12 protein-coding genes are annotated in these 18,018 nt (G+C 57.9%); 9 read left to right on the top strand and 3 right to left on the bottom strand.

From position 1 onward, the window contains the following. Positions 1-18: 18 nt before the first annotated feature. Complete coding sequence (gene barA, locus AB3U87_RS18715; RefSeq protein ID WP_301252641.1) at positions 19-2,760, bottom strand: two-component sensor histidine kinase BarA; 2,742 nt, start codon at positions 2,758-2,760, stop codon at positions 19-21. An 86-nt stretch (positions 2,761-2,846) separates the two neighbouring features. Here barA and rlmD point away from each other — a divergent pair, with 86 nt between their 5' ends. The 5 genes from rlmD (at position 2,847) to eno (ending at position 10,870) form a co-directional block, all read left to right on the top strand. Then, the gene (rlmD, locus tag AB3U87_RS18710) at positions 2,847-4,163 is read left to right on the top strand and encodes a 23S rRNA (uracil(1939)-C(5))-methyltransferase RlmD (RefSeq protein WP_301252640.1); all 1,317 of its coding nucleotides are present in this window, start codon (positions 2,847-2,849) and stop codon (positions 4,161-4,163) included. 27 nt (positions 4,164-4,190) lie between these two features. Next, entirely contained in the window at positions 4,191-6,419 is a 2,229-nt protein-coding gene (gene relA / locus AB3U87_RS18705) for a GTP diphosphokinase (RefSeq protein ID WP_253458847.1), read from the top strand. Positions 6,420-6,628: 209 nt separating this feature from the next. Continuing rightward, a complete protein-coding gene (gene mazG / locus AB3U87_RS18700) occupies positions 6,629-7,411 on the top strand; it encodes a nucleoside triphosphate pyrophosphohydrolase (RefSeq protein WP_253458850.1) in 783 nt (260 codons plus the stop codon). A 326-nt stretch (positions 7,412-7,737) separates the two neighbouring features. Beyond that, positions 7,738-9,375 (top strand): glutamine hydrolyzing CTP synthase, encoded by a 1,638-nt coding sequence (gene pyrG, locus AB3U87_RS18695; protein ID WP_253458853.1) that lies wholly within the window; start codon positions 7,738-7,740, stop codon positions 9,373-9,375. A 199-nt stretch (positions 9,376-9,574) separates the two neighbouring features. Then, positions 9,575-10,870 carry a phosphopyruvate hydratase gene (gene eno / locus AB3U87_RS18690; RefSeq protein WP_253458856.1) on the top strand — a complete coding sequence of 432 codons (1,296 nt, stop codon included), beginning with the start codon at positions 9,575-9,577 and terminating at the stop codon, positions 10,868-10,870. A 92-nt stretch (positions 10,871-10,962) separates the two neighbouring features. Here eno and AB3U87_RS18685 read toward each other — a convergent pair whose 3' ends face one another. Beyond that, positions 10,963-11,967 (bottom strand): glycoside hydrolase 64/thaumatin family protein, encoded by a 1,005-nt coding sequence (locus AB3U87_RS18685; RefSeq protein WP_253458859.1) that lies wholly within the window; start codon positions 11,965-11,967, stop codon positions 10,963-10,965. 136 nt (positions 11,968-12,103) lie between these two features. Between AB3U87_RS18685 and queE the strand changes: the two genes are divergently transcribed. Then, on the top strand, positions 12,104-12,775 hold the full coding sequence (gene queE, locus AB3U87_RS18680) for a 7-carboxy-7-deazaguanine synthase QueE (protein WP_253458861.1): 672 nt from the start codon (positions 12,104-12,106) through the stop codon (positions 12,773-12,775). 86 nt (positions 12,776-12,861) lie between these two features. Here queE and queD read toward each other — a convergent pair whose 3' ends face one another. Beyond that, positions 12,862-13,221: a 6-carboxytetrahydropterin synthase QueD gene (queD, locus tag AB3U87_RS18675; protein WP_125287429.1), complete on the bottom strand. Its 360-nt coding sequence runs from the start codon at positions 13,219-13,221 to the stop codon at positions 12,862-12,864. 305 nt (positions 13,222-13,526) lie between these two features. Between queD and cysJ the strand changes: the two genes are divergently transcribed. Genes cysJ through cysH form a run of 3 tightly spaced genes read left to right on the top strand, consistent with a single transcriptional unit; the run spans position 13,527 to position 17,844 of the window. Continuing rightward, positions 13,527-15,332, top strand: coding sequence for an NADPH-dependent assimilatory sulfite reductase flavoprotein subunit (gene cysJ, locus AB3U87_RS18670; RefSeq protein ID WP_301730116.1), 1,806 nt, complete (start codon positions 13,527-13,529; stop codon positions 15,330-15,332). Between the two features lie 52 nt (positions 15,333-15,384). After that, positions 15,385-17,100, top strand: a complete 1,716-nt coding sequence (gene cysI / locus AB3U87_RS18665; protein WP_253458867.1) for an assimilatory sulfite reductase (NADPH) hemoprotein subunit — start codon at positions 15,385-15,387, stop codon at positions 17,098-17,100. A gap of 12 nt (positions 17,101-17,112) precedes the next feature. Continuing rightward, the gene (cysH, locus tag AB3U87_RS18660; RefSeq protein ID WP_394150068.1) at positions 17,113-17,844 is read left to right on the top strand and encodes a phosphoadenosine phosphosulfate reductase; all 732 of its coding nucleotides are present in this window, start codon (positions 17,113-17,115) and stop codon (positions 17,842-17,844) included. Positions 17,845-18,018 lie beyond the last annotated feature (174 nt).

The raw sequence follows: 18,018 nt of genomic DNA, 5'->3' as shown, positions 1-18,018 counted from the left end.
CTGGCGCGACGCCTGGCCTCAGCGTCCCTTGCCCGCTACCCTCGTCAGCTTTTCCTGCGCCAGCCGGGCGACGTTTTGCATCTCGTCCAGTAGTTCAAACAGCTCCGGCTCGACGTCTTCAACGGGCATGCCGCCGCGCAGGCTTTGCTCCAGCTGCTGACACAGCTGCTTCATGCGGGGAACGCCGCTGTAGCTGGCGCTGCCGTGCAGTTTATGAATGATATCGCGCAGCGCCCCGACGTCGCCTTCCGCCATATGGCTTTCAACCTGTTTCTGCACTTCAGGCAGGAAATCCACCAGCATTTGCAGCAGATCGCGCGCCAGATCGGGCTTGTTGGCCGCCTGACGCAGCGCCAGATCCCAGTCCAGAGAGGCAGAAAGCGCGCCCGGCGCGGCAAGAGGCTGCGCTTTGTGCGGCGCATAGCGCAGCAGCAGGTTTTCCAGCCTGGCCTCGTCGATAGGCTTGGCCAGATAATCGTTCATGCCCGCCTTAATCAGCTGCGCTCTTTCGCCATCCAGCGTATGCGCCGTCACGGCGACAATTGGCGTGGAGGCGTGCGCAGGCAGCTCGCGGATCAGCTCGCTGGCACGAATGCCGTCAATTTCCGGCATCTGAATATCCATCAGGATAACGTCCAGCGGCTGGGTTTTCGCCTGCTGGATCGCCATCATCGCGCTGTCGCACAGCACCACCCGTTCAACCTGTTCCTCCAGCAGAGCGCCGATCAGCTTCAGGTTCGCCGGATTGTCATCGACGGCCATCACCGTCAGCGGCAGCTTGTGGCGGCGGGGCAGATCGTTTTCTTCGCGGGTATGGTGATCGAGCAGCACCGGCAGCAGCCGCGACAGCGAAACCGGCTTCAGCAGGCAGGCACTGACGCCTTTATCTTTCAGCTCTTCCGCCCAGGTCTGCATCTGGCAGGGCAGAGCCATAATCACATTATCCGCACGCTCAAGCGCGGGCAGTGCCTGCCAGGGCAGCTGCCGCGAAGGTTCCTGGCTGACCGGCAAACCAATCAGCAGCGTGTCGTAATGCGCCTGCGGCAGCCCGGCAAGCGTTGGGCTATAGCTGACGGCCAACGGCGTGCTGGCCAGCAGCGCCAGCGTGGCCTGCGCGGCGGCCGGATTCGCCTCTATATAAGCCAGCGTTTTGCCTTCCAGACAGGCTACGGCGCGCGGATCCTGAGCGGCATTCGGGTTCAGCGCCAGATTGACGTGAAACCAGAAGGTGGAGCCCTGATTCAACCGGCTATGAAAAGAGATCTCGCCGCCCATTTCGTTAACCAGCTTTTGCGTAATCACCAGCCCCAGGCCGGTGCCGCCATGGCGTCGGGAAATGCTGGCGTCGGCCTGGCGGAAAGCCTGGAACAGCTGCGACTGCTGCTTTTCAGCGATGCCGATGCCGGTATCGTGGATCTGCACCTCAAGGTCAACGCGGTTGTTGCTCTGGGAGCGCTTCTCAATGCAGATATCGATGTTGCCGTGTTCGGTAAACTTAATCGCATTGCCCAACAGGTTGACGATGATTTGCTGTAGGCGTAGCGGATCGCCGATAGTGTTGTCGGGCACGTCGGACTGAATGCTCAGCGTCAGCTCCAGCCCTTTTTCATGTGCGGACGGCGCCAGCAGGACGACGACTTCATCCAGGGTGGCGCGCAGCGGGAACGGGATGGTTTCCAGCACCAGCTTGCCCGCCTCCAGCTTGGAGAAATCCAGCACGTCGTTAATGATGCTCAGCAGGTTGTTGGCCGAACGCTCAATGGTATGCAGATAGTCGCGCTGCGTAATATTCAGCGGCGTTTTCAGCGTCTGGCGGGTAAAGCCAATTACGCCGTTAAGCGGCGTGCGCAGCTCGTGCGACATATTCGCCAGGAACTCCGACTTAATTCGCGCGGCCTCCTGGGCACGTTTTTTAGCCAGATCCAGCTCGACGTTCTGGATCTCCATCTGTTCCAGGGTTTCGCGCAGATCGGACGTCGCCTGATCGATATTTTGCTGCATCTCTTCGTGATAGGCGGTCAGCGACATCGCCATTGAATTAATGCCGTTTTTCAGCATATCCAGCTCGCCGAGCATATGGCCCGTGACGCGGCTGTCCAGCTGGCCGCGTCGAATACGATCGACGGTATTGACCATATCGCGGATCGGGCCGGTGACGTCGCGCATCAGACGATAGGCGAACAGCATGGCCAGGCAAAGGCAGAGCAGCAGCAGCAGGGTGGAAACAAAAACTTCTTTATACTGCTGCAGCCGCACCGACTGCAGATCCAGTTCAATGGCGACATAGCCCAGCGGATTGCCGTTGGGTTTGGCGTCCTCGACCGGCGACTCATCGGGATAATAGCTTTCCGATAAAATGGGCGTGCGCAGAATGACCGAATTGCCCAGCCGCTGATAGCTGAAGGGGGTAGAGAAGGTCGCGTCTGCCGGCAGACGCAGCTTGTCGGCGCTGGCGTGATAGTTGGACGTGACAAAAAGCTGATTCTGCGCGTCGAAAACGGTAATGGCGCGCACGATATCGGAATGGCGACGGTGGAGCAGGCTGACCAGCTGCCGCACCGCCTCTTTGCTGTGGAACGTCATGCCGTATTCGCTGGAAACCGCCAGCGGTTCGATAATATTGATGCCGGCATCCACCAGCTGGCGCTGCAGTTCGTTATAGCGATGCACGATAAAAAACGTGCTCAGCAGCAGCCCAATCATCAGCGTAGGCGCCAGAATCAAGATCATCATTCGTGCCCGCAGGCTGTATTTGGTCATAATTATCCTGTGGCGCCGTCGCCAGTCGAATTAATCCTGATGCTGGTGTAGGCTACGCGGGTTTAACCACTGTCGAGACAAAAGTAATGGCGCAATTCTACTCTGCAAAACGGCGCGTGACGACCCGCCAGATCATGACCGTGACGGTTACTGACCTTGACGGCTCCGGCCAGGGCGTGGCGCACCATCATGGCAAAACGCTGTTTGTCAGCGGTGCGCTGCCCGGCGAGCAGGCGGAAGTAGAAATCGTGGAAGAGAAACGCAGCTGGGCGCGGGCCAGGACGAAGCGCCTTCTGTCGACCAGCCCGGAACGGGTTGCGCCAGCCTGTCCTTACTTTGGCCGCTGCGGCGGCTGCCAGCAGCAGCACGCTTCGCCCGAGCTACAGCAGCGCAGCAAGGCCAAAGCGCTGTCGCGCCTGCTGAGCCAGCAAATTGGCGAGCCGGTGGCGGTGGAGAATATTATCGCCGGCAGCGCGTACGGCTACCGCCGCCGCGCTCGTCTGGGTCTGCACTATCATGCGCGCAGCCAGACGCTGCAAATGGGCTTTCGCCAGGCCGCCTCCAGCGAGCTGGTCGCCATTACGCAATGCCCCGTTTTGAAGCCCGAACTTGATGCACTGCTGCAGCCGTTGCACCAGGTACTAAGCAGCCTGCAGGCCGTAAGAAGGCTGGGCCATGCCGAGCTGGTACTGGCGGACAACGGCCCGCTGCTGGTGCTGCGCCATCTCGATCCGCTCAGCGCGGCGGACAGAGAGAAACTGGAACGGTTTTCGCATAGCCAGCAGGTCGCGCTTTTTCTGGCGCCGGACAGCGAAACGCTGGAGCAGATTGCTGGCGAGATGCCGTTCTATCAGCTCGACGGCCTGACGCTGACGTTCAGCCCGCGCGACTTTATTCAGGTCAACGGCGAGCTGAATCAGCAGATGGTGGCTCAGGCGATGGCGTGGCTGGATTTGCAGCCCACCGACCGCCTGCTGGATCTGTTCTGCGGCATGGGAAACTTTACGCTTCCTTCAGGAAAGCGGGTGGAAAATGTCACCGGTGTGGAGGGGGTTGCAGCATTAGTGGCAAAGGGTGCGTATAATGCGGGCCTGAATAATCTGAATAACATTGCATTTTATCAGCATAACCTGGAAGAAGAAGTGACGGCGCAGCCCTGGGCGGCGGAAGGTTTTAATAAGGTACTGCTGGATCCGGCCCGCGCTGGCGCGGCAGAAGCGATCCCTCACATTATTAAACTTGCGCCGGAAAGCGTGGTCTATGTTTCCTGTAATCCGACTACACTTGCCCGGGACAGCCAGATTTTCCTGGCTGCCGGCTATCGACCAGAAAGGATTACCCTGCTTGATATGTTTCCGCATACCGGGCACGTCGAATCCATGGTGTTATTCAGCCGAAAATAGCTTCCCGGAAGGAGGTTTGGAGAGGATATGGTTGCGGTAAGAAGTGCACATCTGAATACGGCCGGTGAGTTTGCGCTCGACCAGTGGATCACCAGTTTGGGGATCGCGAATCCCCAGTCATGCGAACGACTGGCTGATACCTGGCGCTATTGCGAAGAAACCACCCGCCATCATCCCGATGCGGCGCTCCTGCTCTGGCGCGGCGTCGAAATGGTGGAGATCCTCTCCATGCTCAGCATGGACAGCGAAAGCCTGCGCGCCGCGCTGCTTTTTCCTCTGGCGGACGCGGGCGTGGTGTCCGAAGAGGTGCTGGAAGAAAAGTACGGCAAAGCCATCGTCTCGCTGGTGCACGGCGTACGGGATATGGACGCCATCCGCCAGCTGAAAGCGACCCACAACGACTCTATGGCTTCGGAGCAGGTCGATAACGTCAGGCGCATGCTGCTGGCGATGGTGGAAGATTTCCGCTGCGTGGTAATCAAGCTGGCCGAGCGTATCGCCCATCTGCGCGAGGTGAAGGACGCGCCGGAAGACGAGCGCGTGCTTGCTGCCAAAGAGTGCACCAATATCTATGCGCCGCTTGCTAACCGTTTAGGGATAGGCCAGCTGAAATGGGAGCTGGAGGATTTCTGCTTCCGCTATCTGCACCCGGATGAATACAAACGCATCGCCAAACTGCTGCACGAGCGCCGCATCGACCGCGAGCAGTATATCGACACTTTCGTGCAGTCGCTGCGTGACGAGATCGTCAGGCAGGGCGTCAAAGCGGAAGTGTACGGCCGCCCGAAACATATCTACAGCATCTGGCGCAAGATGCAGAAAAAATCGCTGGCGTTCGACGAGCTGTTTGACGTGCGCGCCGTGCGTATCGTCGCCGAACGTTTGCAGGACTGCTACGGCGCATTGGGGATAGTGCATACGCTTTATCGCCACCTGCCCAGCGAATTTGACGACTACGTCGCCAATCCCAAACCGAACGGCTATCAGTCGATTCATACCGTGGTGCTGGGGCCGAAGGGCAAAACCGTTGAGATCCAGATCCGCACGCGGCAGATGCATGAAGACGCCGAGCTGGGCGTGGCCGCACACTGGAAGTACAAAGAGGGCGGCACGACCGGCAGCGCGCGCGGCGCGTCGGGGCACGAAGAGCGTATCGCCTGGCTGCGTAAGCTGATTGCCTGGCAGGAAGAGATGGCGGACTCCGGCGAAATGCTGGACGAGGTGCGTAGCCAGGTCTTTGACGATCGCGTCTATGTGTTTACGCCTAAAGGCGACGTGGTGGATCTGCCCGCCGGCTCCACGCCGCTGGACTTTGCTTACCATATCCACAGCGATATCGGCCACCGCTGCATCGGCGCGAAAATCGGCGGCCGCATCGTGCCCTTTACCTATCAGCTGCAGATGGGCGATCAAATCGACATCATCACCCAAAAGCAGCCGAACCCAAGCCGCGACTGGCTGAATCCCAACCTGGGCTACGTCACCACCAGCCGTGGGCGATCAAAAATTCACGCCTGGTTCCGTAAGCAGGATCGCGATAAAAATATCGTCGCGGGCAAGCAGATCCTCGATAACGAGCTGGATCACCTGGATATCAGCCTGAAAGAGGCGGAAAAGCTGCTGCTGCCGCGCTATAACGTCAACTCGCTGGACGAGCTGCTGGCCGCTATCGGCGGCGGCGATATTCGTCTGAACCAGATGAGCAACTTCCTGCAATCGAAGCTGAACAAGCCGAGCGCGGAAGAAGAAGATCGCGAGGCGCTGCGCCAGCTGACGCTGAAATCCTCCGTGCCGCGCAGCAAGGAGAGCGGCCGCGTGGTGGTCGAGGGCGTCGGCAACCTGATGCACCATATCGCCCGCTGCTGCCAGCCGATCCCCGGCGACGATATCACCGGCTTTATCACCCAGGGACGCGGCATCTCTATCCACCGCGCCGACTGCGATCAGCTGACCGAGCTGATGTCGCACGCGCCGGAAAGAATTGTCGATGCGGTGTGGGGCGAAAGCTACTCCAGCGGCTACTCGCTGGTGGTGCGCGTCACCGCCAACGATCGCAGCGGCCTGCTGCGCGACATCACGACCATCCTCGCCAACGAGAAGGTCAACGTGCTGGGCGTCTCCAGCAGGAGCGATACCAAAAAGCAGCTGGCGACTATCGATATGGATATCGAAATTTACAATCAGCAGGTGCTGGGCCGCGTGCTGGCCAGGCTGAACCAGGTGCCGGATATCATTGACGCCAGAAGGCTGCATTAATGCCTTCCCCCTGCCCGGACAGGCCTGCTTAGGCGACGACCCTGCAAGCCTGCTGCCTGGTTGCCGTTTTGCGCGCCGGCCGCGTTTATCCCTGTCAGGGGATAGCGCGCTGGCCTGCTGATGACCGAAGCTTTATTCCTTTCCCTGCATGAATTTTGCCTTGCCATGCCGTATAGTCGTTTTTTTCTTCCTTACAAATGGACTCCGTTATGAACGCTATCGATCGCCTGCTGGGCATCATGAAAACCCTGCGCGATCCGCTAGCTGGCTGCCCGTGGGATCGTGAGCAGACCTTTGCCAGCATCGCGCCTTACACCCTTGAAGAAACCTATGAAGTGCTGGACGCCATCAGCCGCGAAGATTTTGACGACCTGCAGGGCGAGCTGGGCGATCTGCTGTTTCAGGTGGTGTTCTATGCGCAGATGGCGCAGGAAGAAGGGCGCTTTGACTTTAATGCCGTTTGCCAGACCATCAGCGACAAGCTGGAGCGTCGCCATCCGCATATCTTTGGCGATGCGCAGGTTCGCGACAGCAAAGAGGTGCTGGTGAACTGGGAAGCGATTAAAACGCAGGAACGTGCCGGTAAAGCGCAGCACTCGGCGCTGGACGATATTCCTCGCGCGCTGCCCGCGCTGATGCGCGCGCACAAAATCCAGAAGCGTTGCAGCAACGTCGGCTTTGACTGGCATACGCTTGGCCCGGTGCTGGACAAAGTTTACGAAGAAATTGATGAAGTGATGCACGAAGCCAAACAGGCGGTCATCGACCAGCAAAAGCTGGAAGAGGAGATTGGCGATCTGCTGTTTGCCACGGTAAATCTCTCGCGCCATCTGGGCAGCAAAGCGGAAACGGCGCTGCAAAAAGCCAACGATAAATTCGAGCGTCGCTTCCGTCAGGTAGAAGAAATTATCGCCGCACAGGGATTGCCAATGCAGGAGGCCACGCTGGAGCAAATGGAGGCCGCCTGGCAGCAGGTGAAGGCGAAGGAATAGCAGGGCCTGAAAAGGGAAAATCTGTTTCTCCCGTCCGTTAGCCCGTCTTTCGCGGCGGGCCAGCGCGCCCCTTTTGTTTTTTTCGCTTTGGTATCCTGGCAGCGGTCGGATTATTCCCTCGTGGCGAATAACTCGCTGACTCGATTCAACAAAAGTGTGATCGCAATCAAATTCAGCACGCAGAGAATCGGGTACTCTCGTGACGGTCAATACGATGGCTGGCACATAACCGGAAACGATTAATTGTGGCATGCAGGGGAATCCCGTATACTGTTTTCCCGTCCTGGTTATTCCATCGTCTTTAAACCTACTTTCTCAGGTTCAGCATGACAACGAACTATATTTTTGTGACCGGCGGGGTCGTATCCTCTCTGGGTAAAGGCATTGCCGCAGCCTCCCTGGCCGCCATTCTTGAAGCACGTGGTCTTAATGTGACCATCATGAAGCTGGACCCGTATATCAACGTGGATCCGGGTACCATGAGCCCTACTCAGCACGGCGAAGTCTTCGTCACCGATGACGGTGCGGAAACGGATCTCGATCTGGGCCACTATGAGCGCTTCATTCGCACCAAAATGAGCCGCCGCAACAACTTCACCACTGGCCGTATCTACTCGGAAGTGCTGCGCAAAGAGCGTCGCGGCGACTATCTGGGCGCGACCATTCAGGTGATCCCGCACATTACCAACGCCATTAAAGAACGCATCATCGAAGGTGGCGAAGGTCACGACGTGGTACTGGTGGAAATCGGCGGCACCGTCGGCGACATCGAATCCCTGCCGTTCCTTGAAGCGATCCGCCAGATGGCGGTTGACGTTGGCCGTGAGCACACCATGTACATGCACCTGACGCTGGTGCCTTATATGGCGGCGGCGGGTGAAGTCAAAACCAAGCCAACCCAGCACTCGGTGAAAGAGCTGCTCTCTATCGGCATCCAGCCTGACGTGCTGATCTGCCGTTCAGACCGCGCCGTGCCGGCCAACGAGCGGGCGAAAATCGCGCTGTTCTGTAACGTGCCGGAAAAAGCGGTTATTTCGCTGAAAGACGTTGATTCTATCTATAAAATTCCGGGTATGCTCAAATCGCAGGGCCTGGATGACTATATCTGCAAGCGCTTCAACCTGAACGCGCCGGAAGCGAACCTGGCCGAATGGGAACAGGTTATCTATGAAGAAGCCAATCCGGGCGGCGAAGTCACCATCGGCATGGTCGGCAAATATGTTGAGCTGCCGGATGCCTATAAGTCGGTGATTGAAGCGCTGAAGCACGGCGGCCTGAAAAACCGCGTAACGGTCAACATCAAGCTGATCGATTCGCAGGATGTGGAAAGCCGTGGCGTAGAAATTCTGAAAGATTTGGATGCTATCCTGATCCCTGGCGGCTTCGGCTACCGTGGCGTGGAAGGCAAGCTGATGACCGCTCGCTACGCGCGTGAAAACAATATTCCTTACCTGGGCATCTGCCTGGGGATGCAGGTCGCGCTGATGGAGTTCGCGCGTAACGTAGCCGGTATGGCGGATGCGAACTCAACGGAATTTGTGCCAGACTGTAAGTACCCGGTCGTGGCGCTGATCACCGAATGGCGCGACGAAGAGGGCAACGTTGAAGTGCGTTCTGAGAAGAGCGATCTGGGCGGCACCATGCGCCTGGGCAGCCAGCAGTGTCAGCTGACGCCGGACAGCCTGGTGCGCCAGCTGTATGGCTCTGACACCATCGTTGAGCGCCATCGCCACCGCTATGAAGTCAACAATATGCTGTTAAAGCAGATTGAAGCGGCCGGATTACGCGTTGCCGGGCGTTCTGGTGACGATCAGCTGGTCGAGATCATTGAGATCCCGAACCATCCGTGGTTTGTTGCGTGTCAGTTCCACCCGGAATTCACCTCAACGCCGCGTGACGGTCATCCACTCTTCGCCGGCTTCGTTAAGGCAGCCAGCGAGCACCAGAAGCGTTTGGCGAAATAAGTAGTTTTCATGGCAGCGCGCGAATTTATACTTGCCAGGTTTTGAGCTGAAGCAAGGCGGCTATCGAGTGGATCCCCGGCGCTTACTTTAGTAAGTGACCGGGGTGAGCCAGCCAGCACCGCTCCGGCTCGAAAGATAAGAACTATTTTCGCGCGTTGTTTGTCTGAGTTTTAAGTTAACTTGTACTGAGGAAAAACTAATGTCCAAAATCGTTAAAGTCATCGGTCGCGAAATCATCGACTCTCGTGGCAACCCGACCGTTGAAGCAGAAGTGCATCTGGAAGGCGGTTTTGTCGGTATGGCGGCCGCACCATCAGGCGCTTCTACCGGTTCCCGTGAAGCGCTGGAACTGCGTGACGGTGACAAATCTCGTTTCCTGGGTAAAGGCGTGACCAAAGCCGTTGCAGCCGTTAACGGCCCAATCGCTGACGCGGTAACCGGCAAAGATGCCAAAGACCAGGCAAACATCGACAAGATCATGATCGATCTTGACGGCACCGAAAACAAATCCAAATTTGGCGCTAACGCCATTCTGGCCGTTTCTCTGGCTGCGGCTAAAGCTGCTGCTGCCGCTAAAGGCATGCCGCTGTATGAGCACATCGCCGAGCTGAACGGCACCCCGGGCAAATTCTCTATGCCGCTGCCAATGATGAACATCATCAACGGCGGTGAGCACGCCGACAACAACGTCGACATTCAGGAATTCATGATCCAGCCAGTAGGCGCGAAAACGCTGAAAGAAGCGATCCGCATGGGTTCTGAAGTGTTCCACACCCTGGCAAAAGTGCTGAAGTCTAAAGGCATGGGCACCGCTGTAGGCGACGAAGGCGGCTATGCGCCAAACCTGGGCTCCAACGCCGAAGCGCTGGCCGTTATCGCGGAAGCGGTAAAAGCAGCAGGCTACGAGCTGGGCAAAGACATCACGCTGGCGATGGACTGTGCGGCCTCTGAATTCTACAAAGACGGCAAATATGTGCTGGCTGGCGAAGGCAACAAAGCCTTCACTTCCGAAGAGTTCACTCACTTCCTGGAAGATCTGACCAAACAGTACCCAATCGTCTCTATCGAAGACGGCCTGGATGAATCCGACTGGGACGGCTTTGCCTATCAGACCAAAGTGCTGGGCGACAAAATCCAGCTGGTGGGCGACGACCTGTTCGTGACCAACACCAAAATCCTGAAAGAAGGTATCGAGAAAGGCATCGCTAACTCCATTCTGATCAAATTCAACCAGATCGGTTCTCTGACCGAAACCCTGGCTGCAATCAAAATGGCGAAAGACGCGGGCTATACCGCAGTGATTTCTCACCGTTCAGGCGAAACCGAAGACGCAACTATTGCCGACCTGGCAGTAGGTACCGCAGCGGGCCAGATCAAAACCGGTTCTATGAGCCGTTCTGACCGTGTTGCCAAGTACAACCAGCTGATCCGTATCGAAGAATCGCTGGGCAGCCGTGCGCCGTTCAACGGTCTGAAAGAAGTTAAAGGTCAGTAAGCTGACGTTTTCCCGGCCTTAAAGGTCGGGATGATCTGAAAGCCCCGTCTCTGGACGGGGCTTTTTTATTGGCTATTTACCGGCCGTCACGCTTAGCCTTTCAGTTCAACCTTCAGGTTTTTGGTGCTGCTGCCCAGGGTGCTCGCATCATCGGAAGGGATAACATAGCCCTTGTCGGCGGCCACATGCTGCCGGTAATAATCCACTACCGCCGCGTCCTGCTGGTTTGAAGTCGTGGATTTTTTCAGGCCATAAACGTTGCCGTCCGCGTCTTTCGCTTTAATGCCGTCGGGCGCGTTTGAAACCAGATCGTCCAGCGTCCCGGAAACCCTGCCGTCGCCCTTCGCGGGGCCAATGGTCATGGCCGCGTTATTGCCTTCGATATAGCTGACGTCGTAATAAGTCTGTCCGCTGCCGCCGTCAAATTTCACCTCGCCCAGCGTCGCGTTGGCGCCGTCGCCTGCGGTGCTGCGGAAATTGCCCGACCAGTTGGCATCAAAGTTCTGCGTTTTGGTTTCGCCCGGTTGCAAGGTGAGATCGTCAGGCCTGGCGCTGCCGTCGGCGTTGGGCGTAAAGGCGATGGTCATGGGCTTGTCGCCTTTGTTTTCAAACGTCAGGCTGTTTTTGGCAGGATCGAGCGCTGTATTGCTGTTTACCGCCTGGCTGCTGCTGGTGGATGAGGCGGCCGTAACGTCAGCGTTTGCGGCCGTTGTGGTCTGCGACGGCGCGGCGGTTCCGTTGGCTAAGGGCGTGGTCGAAGGGCCATTAGCGACCGCTGGCGAGGCGGCGTTGATGCGTTCGGGCGAAGCGTGTGCCTTATTCACCTGCTGCGCCAGCGAATCGATAGCGGACAGCGCCGTCTGTAACAGTTTGCCAATCTGCTGCATAAACTGATTAAACGAAGAGCTGCCCGCGTCATCCTGCCCATTTTTACTCAGCTCCGGCAGATTACTGGTCGCGGGCGAGCCAAAGCTGATGCTGCCCGTGCGCGCGGCCTGCGCGCCGGACTGCTGCTGAGGCGGCTGGAACGCGCTCGACGCCTCGCTGCTGGCATTCAGCAGTACGCGATTCAGTAAACTGCTGATGGGCATGTTCATAGGATTACCTCAGAAAAGAGTGATGAGGTTAGGTGGGATAAAAAGTTGCCGGGTTCCCCCGCACAATGTGATTTGGTTAAAAAGCCGCTATCTGTCATACTTTGCGCCCTTATTTTTACAGTCAATTGAGAGCGTGATGCAGTACCCGATTAATGAAATGTTCCAGACGTTGCAGGGCGAAGGGTTTTATACCGGCGTTCCGGCAATTTTTATCCGCCTGCAGGGATGCCCGGTGGGCTGCAGCTGGTGTGATACCAAACACACCTGGGATAAGCTGGCCGATCGGGAAACCTCGCTGGGCGATATCTTGCTGAAGACGGTGGAAACCGATGCATGGGGCGCGGCGGACGCGGAGGCGTTACTGGCGGTAATTGCGCAGCGCGGCTGGACGGCCCGGCACGTGGTGATTACCGGCGGCGAGCCCTGCATTCACGATCTGACGCCGCTGACCGAAGCGCTGGAGCAGCAGGGCTTCAGCTGCCAGATTGAAACCAGCGGCACGCATCGGGTGCAGTGCAGCGAAAAAACCTGGGTTACCGTTTCGCCTAAGGTCAATATGCGCGGCGGCTATGATGTGCTGAACCAGGCGCTGGTTCGCGCTGATGAAGTGAAGCATCCGGTGGCCCGTCAGCGCGACGTAGAGGCGCTGGACGCCCTGCTGGCGACGCTGAGCGACAGCAAGCCGCGTATCATTGCCCTACAGCCGATCAGCCAGAAAGACGACGCGACCAAACTTTGCATTGAAACCTGCATCGCGCGCAACTGGCGCCTGTCGATGCAGACACACAAATACCTGAATATCGCCTGATAAAAAAAGGCGGCACCGAGGCCGCCTTTTTAGTTAATCCCTGTCATTGTTATCCATAGGCTTCGGCGACCTCTGCCGCCAGAGCATCAGCCTTTGTAAACGCAGCCCGCCGTGCAGGTCTCTTTGATCATCACGGCGCTGAGCAGAGGCAGCGTCGGCTTCATCCGATCCCAGATCCATTTTGCCAGCACTTCGCTGGTCGGGTTTTCCAGCCCTGGGATCTCGTTCAGATAATAGTGATCCAGCCTGTCGTAAAGCGGCCTGAAGGCCGCCTTCAGTTCGGCAAAATCCATGACCCAGCCGGTATGCGCGTCCACTTCGCCGGTGATTTCGAGCCGCACCAGGAAAGAGTGCCCGTGCAGGCGGCCGCATTTATGGCCTTCCGGCACGTTGGGCAGGTGGTGAGCCGCCTCGAATTGGAAATCTTTAAACAGCGTGGTAGCCATATGACAGTCTCGGTTATTTCTCAAAAAAACGGGCGAAGTCTACCTGAAAAAGCCTTTTTTCGCACCCGTTTCCCGGCCAATCCGCACATCCTGGCCCGTAGCAAAAGCGCCTTCTGACTAAGTTCATAATAAACAATAAGTTAATTAACCGGTTTCGCCGCTATCGCTTACTTGTAAAACCGTTTAGTCATTTTGGTTATTTTATATTACCAACCCTTCTTTAAGGGTTATTATGCCAGTCGTTACCCTAACGTTATCTTGCTGTCTTTACGGCCCTGACCACCGATACTGGAACTTTCAACGCAATGACGACTCAGGCACCTCCTGCTTCTCTGCTTCCGCTTAACCCGGAACAGCTTTCCCGCCTTCAGGCGGCAACCGGCGATTTCTCTACCACGCAGCTGGCCTGGCTCTCCGGCTACTTCTGGGGCATGGTCAATCAGGCGCCGGGCGCGGTAACCGCCAGCGCGCCAGCGCCGGTCGAGACACCAACCATTACGCTGCTTTCCGCCTCGCAGACCGGCAACGCCCGTCGCGTCGCCGAGCAGCTGCGCGACGATCTGCTGGCGGCTAAGCTGAACGTGAACCTGGTCAACGCGGGCGACTACAAGTTCAAGCAGATCGCACAGGAGAAGCTGCTGGTCGTGGTTACCTCCACGCAGGGCGAGGGCGAGCCGCCGGAAGAAGCCGTGGCGCTGCATAAGTTTCTGATGTCAAAGAAAGCGCCGAAGCTGGCCGACACCGCTTTCGCGGTCTTTGGTCTGGGCGATACCTCTTATGAGTTCTTCAGCCAGGCCGGCAAAGATTTCGATAACAAGCTGGGCGAGCTGGGCGGCGAACGCCTGCTGGATCGCGTGGATGCCGATGTCGAATACGCGGCCGAAGCGGAACAGTGGCGGAAAAAGATTGTAGAGATCCTGAAGGCGCGCGTGCCGAGCGAATCGCCGGCCGCAGCGGCAGTCACCGCTACCGGCACGGTTAACGAAGTGCTTAGCAGCCCTTACACCAAAGAAGAGCCGCTGACCGCCAGCCTGGCCGTGAATCAGAAGATCACCGGCCGTAACTCGGATAAAGACGTGCGCCATATCGAAATCGACCTGGGCGATTCCGGGCTGCGCTATCAGCCGGGCGACGCGCTGGGCGTCTGGTATGAAAACGATCCTGCGCTGGTGCAGGAGCTGGTCGGGCTACTGTGGCTGAAAGGCAGTGAGCCCGTAGAGGTCAACGGCGCTACGCTGCCGCTCAGCGAAGCGCTGCAAAAGCATTTCGAGCTGACGGTCAATACCACGCAGATCGTCGAGCAGTACGGCAAGCTTAGCCGCGATGAAAATCTGCTGGCCCTGGTCGGCGATAAGAGCCGTTTGCAGCACTATGCGCAGACGACGCCGATCGTGGATATGGTGCGTCAGGCGCCAATCGAGCTGCGCGCCGAACAGCTGACGGCGCTGCTGCGTCCGCTGACGCCGCGTCTTTATTCTATCGCCTCTTCGCAGGCGGAGAGCGAAAGCGAAGTGCACATTACCGTCGGTGCGGTGCGCTATGACATCGATGGCCGCGCGCGCGCGGGCGGCGCTTCCAGCTTCCTGGCGGATCGGCTGGAAGAAGACGGCGAAGTCCGCGTCTTTATTGAACATAACGATAACTTCCGCCTGCCGGCCAATCCCGAAACGCCGGTCATTATGATTGGGCCGGGCACCGGCATCGCGCCGTTCCGCGCCTTTATGCAGCAGCGCGATAACGACGGCGCAGAAGGCAAAAACTGGCTCTTCTTCGGCAATCCGCACTTTACCGAAGATTTCCTGTACCAGGTCGAATGGCAGCGCTACGTGAAAGACGGCCTGCTGACCAATATCGATCTGGCGTGGTCGCGCGATCAGCAGCAAAAAGTTTACGTGCAGGACAAAATTCGCGCCAAAGGGGCGGAAGTGTGGCGCTGGATCCAGCAAGGCGCGCATATTTACGTGTGCGGCGACGCCAACCGTATGGCGAAGGATGTGGAGCAGGCCCTGCTGGAAGTGGTGGCGGAGCATGGCGGTATGGATACGGAAAGCGCCGACGAATTCTTAAGCGAGCTGCGTATCGAGCGCCGCTATCAGCGCGACGTCTACTAGCCGGCCCCGCCGGATATCCGGCGGCACTAACGAATATTAAAGAGAAAGCCTTATGAGCAATGAAAAACATCCTGGCCCGTTGGTGGTTGAAGGCAAGCTGACCGACGCCGAGCGCCTGAAAAAAGAGAGCAACTATCTGCGCGGAACTATCGCGGAAGATTTAGATAACGGCCTGACCGGCGGTTTCACCGGCGACAACTTTCTGCTGATCCGCTTCCACGGCATGTACCAGCAGGACGACCGCGATATTCGCGCCGAGCGCGCCGAGCAGAAGCTGGAGCCGCGTCACGCGATGATGCTGCGCTGCCGTCTGCCGGGCGGCATCATTACGCCGACGCAGTGGCTGGCTATCGATAAGTTCGCGGCGGACAACACGATTTACGGCAGCATTCGTCTGACCAACCGCCAGACCTTCCAGTTTCACGGCATCCTGAAGGGCAACGTCAAGCCTGCTCACCAGATGCTGAGCGAAGTCGGCCTGGATGCGCTGGCAACGGCGAACGACGTGAACCGTAACGTGCTGTGCACCTCGAACCCGATAGAATCCGAGCTGCATCAGGAAGCCTACGAATGGGCGAAAAAACTCTCCGAGCACCTGCTGCCGCAGACCCGCGCCTATGCGGAAATCTGGCTGGATCAGGAAAAGGTCGCCACCACGGATAAAGAGCCGATCCTGGGCGAAACCTATCTGCCGCGTAAGTTTAAAACCACCGTAGTGGTGCCGCCGCATAACGATGTGGATCTGCACGCTAACGATCTGAACTTTATTGCCATTGCCGAGAACGGCAGGCTGGTCGGCTTTAACCTGCTGGTGGGCGGCGGATTGTCTATCGATCACGGCAACAAAGCGACTTACGCGCGCACCGCCAGCGAGTTTGGCTATCTGCCGGTCGAAAAAATCCTCGACGTCGCGGAAGCGGTCGTCACCACGCAGCGCGACTGGGGCAACCGTACCGATCGTAAAAACGCCAAAACCAAGTACACGCTGGAGCGCGTGGGCGTGGAAACCTTTAAGCAGGAAGTGGAGCGCCGCGCCGGCCTGACCTTCGAGCCGATCCGCCCTTATGAATTCACCACGCGCGGCGACCGTTTCGGCTGGGTGAAAGGGATTGATAACAACTGGCATCTGACGCTGTTTATTGAAAATGGCCGCCTGCTGGACTATCCGGGCCGTCCGCTGAAAACCGGCCTGGCCGAAATTGCGAAGGTGCACAAAGGCGACTTCCGCCTGACCGCCAATCAGAACCTGATTGTGGCGGGCGTGCCGGAAGCGCACAAGCCGGCGATCGAAGCGCTGGCCCGCGAGCACGGCCTGATGGAAAACGTCACCGCGCAGCGCGAAAACTCGATGGCCTGCGTGGCGTTCCCGACCTGTCCGCTGGCGATGGCGGAAGCCGAACGTTTTCTGCCGTCGTTCGTGACCCGCGTGGAAGAGCTGATGACGGCGCACGGCGTGGGCGATGAGCATATCGTCCTGCGCGTAACCGGCTGTCCTAACGGCTGCGGCCGCGCGCTGCTGGCCGAGGTCGGCCTGGTCGGCAAAGCGCCGGGGCGCTATAACCTGCATCTGGGCGGCAACCGCATCGGCACGCGCATCCCGCGTATGTACCGTGAAAACATTACCGAAGATGAAATTTTAACCACCCTCGATCATCTGTTGGGTCGCTGGTCAAAAGAACGCGAAGCGGACGAAGGCTTTGGCGATTTCACTATCCGCGCTGGCGTGGTGGAACCTGTTCTCGATCCGGCTCGCGATTTTTGGGCATAACGGAGGCGCGAAATGGCTGTACTCGATCTCTCGGCACTGAATGCACTACCCAAAGTCGAACGCGTAATGGCGCTGGCGGAAATCAACACCAGGCTGGAAAAGCTGTCGGCACAGGATCGCATTATTTGGGCGCTCGAAAATCTGCCCGGCGAGGCGGTGCTTTCTTCCAGCTTTGGCATCCAGGCGGCGGTGAGTCTGCATCTGGTGACCCAGGCGAAGCCGGATATTCCGGTGATCCTGACCGATACCGGCTATCTGTTCCCGGAAACCTATCAGTTTATTGACGAGCTGACCGATAAGCTCGGTCTGAACCTGAAGGTATTCCGCGCCGAACAGAGCGCGGCGTGGCAGGAAGCGCGCTACGGCAAGCTGTGGGAGCAGGGCGTGGAAGGTATCGAACGCTACAACGAGATCAACAAAGTTGAGCCGATGAACCGCGCGCTGGAAACGCTGCATGCGCAGACGTGGTTTGCCGGTCTGCGTCGCGATCAGTCCAGCAGCCGCGCCCATCTGCCGGTGCTGGCTATTCAGCGCGGCGTGTTCAAGGTGCTGCCGATTATCGACTGGGACAACCGCCAGGTTTATCAGTATCTGAAGGAGCACGGCCTGGGCTATCATCCGCTGTGGGATCAGGGCTATCTGTCGGTTGGCGATACGCACACCACGCGGAAGTGGGAGCCGGGCATGGCGGAAGAAGAAACGCGCTTCTTCGGCCTGAAGCGCGAGTGCGGCCTGCACGAATAACGTTAAAGGGCGGAGGTTATCTTCCGCCCTCATTACAAACAAATTATTAAAACCCGCCAATCCTTGTCTTTATTACACATCCATACCCAGCGATAGTTTTCTTTGGCGCCGCTGAAGCAGATATCCAGCAGTTTTCTATAGGTTTGGTACTGCAAGAGCTTACGTAGGTTTATC

The sequence above is a fragment of the Erwinia plantamica genome, from assembly GCF_043420595.1.
GTDB lineage: Bacteria > Pseudomonadota > Gammaproteobacteria > Enterobacterales > Enterobacteriaceae > Erwinia > Erwinia aeris.
The sequence above is the reverse complement of the archived record's forward strand: the minus strand, read 5'-3'. Positions and strand labels throughout refer to the sequence as shown.

Excerpts from the sequence above, each read along its gene's own strand:
- queE (WP_253458861.1), top strand. The coding sequence starts at position 12,104 with ATGCAGTACCCGATTAATGAAATGTTCCAGACGTTGCAGGGCGAAGGG.
- pyrG (WP_253458853.1), top strand. The coding sequence starts at position 7,738 with ATGACAACGAACTATATTTTTGTGACCGGCGGGGTCGTATCCTCTCTG.
- cysH (WP_394150068.1), top strand. The coding sequence starts at position 17,113 with ATGGCTGTACTCGATCTCTCGGCACTGAATGCACTACCCAAAGTCGAA.
- cysJ (WP_301730116.1), top strand. The coding sequence starts at position 13,527 with ATGACGACTCAGGCACCTCCTGCTTCTCTGCTTCCGCTTAACCCGGAA.
- mazG (WP_253458850.1), top strand. The coding sequence starts at position 6,629 with ATGAACGCTATCGATCGCCTGCTGGGCATCATGAAAACCCTGCGCGAT.
- rlmD (WP_301252640.1), top strand. The coding sequence starts at position 2,847 with ATGGCGCAATTCTACTCTGCAAAACGGCGCGTGACGACCCGCCAGATC.
- cysI (WP_253458867.1), top strand. The coding sequence starts at position 15,385 with ATGAGCAATGAAAAACATCCTGGCCCGTTGGTGGTTGAAGGCAAGCTG.
- barA (WP_301252641.1), bottom strand. The coding sequence starts at position 2,760 with ATGACCAAATACAGCCTGCGGGCACGAATGATGATCTTGATTCTGGCG.
- AB3U87_RS18685 (WP_253458859.1), bottom strand. The coding sequence starts at position 11,967 with ATGAACATGCCCATCAGCAGTTTACTGAATCGCGTACTGCTGAATGCC.
- eno (WP_253458856.1), top strand. The coding sequence starts at position 9,575 with ATGTCCAAAATCGTTAAAGTCATCGGTCGCGAAATCATCGACTCTCGT.
- relA (WP_253458847.1), top strand. The coding sequence starts at position 4,191 with ATGGTTGCGGTAAGAAGTGCACATCTGAATACGGCCGGTGAGTTTGCG.
- queD (WP_125287429.1), bottom strand. The coding sequence starts at position 13,221 with ATGGCTACCACGCTGTTTAAAGATTTCCAATTCGAGGCGGCTCACCAC.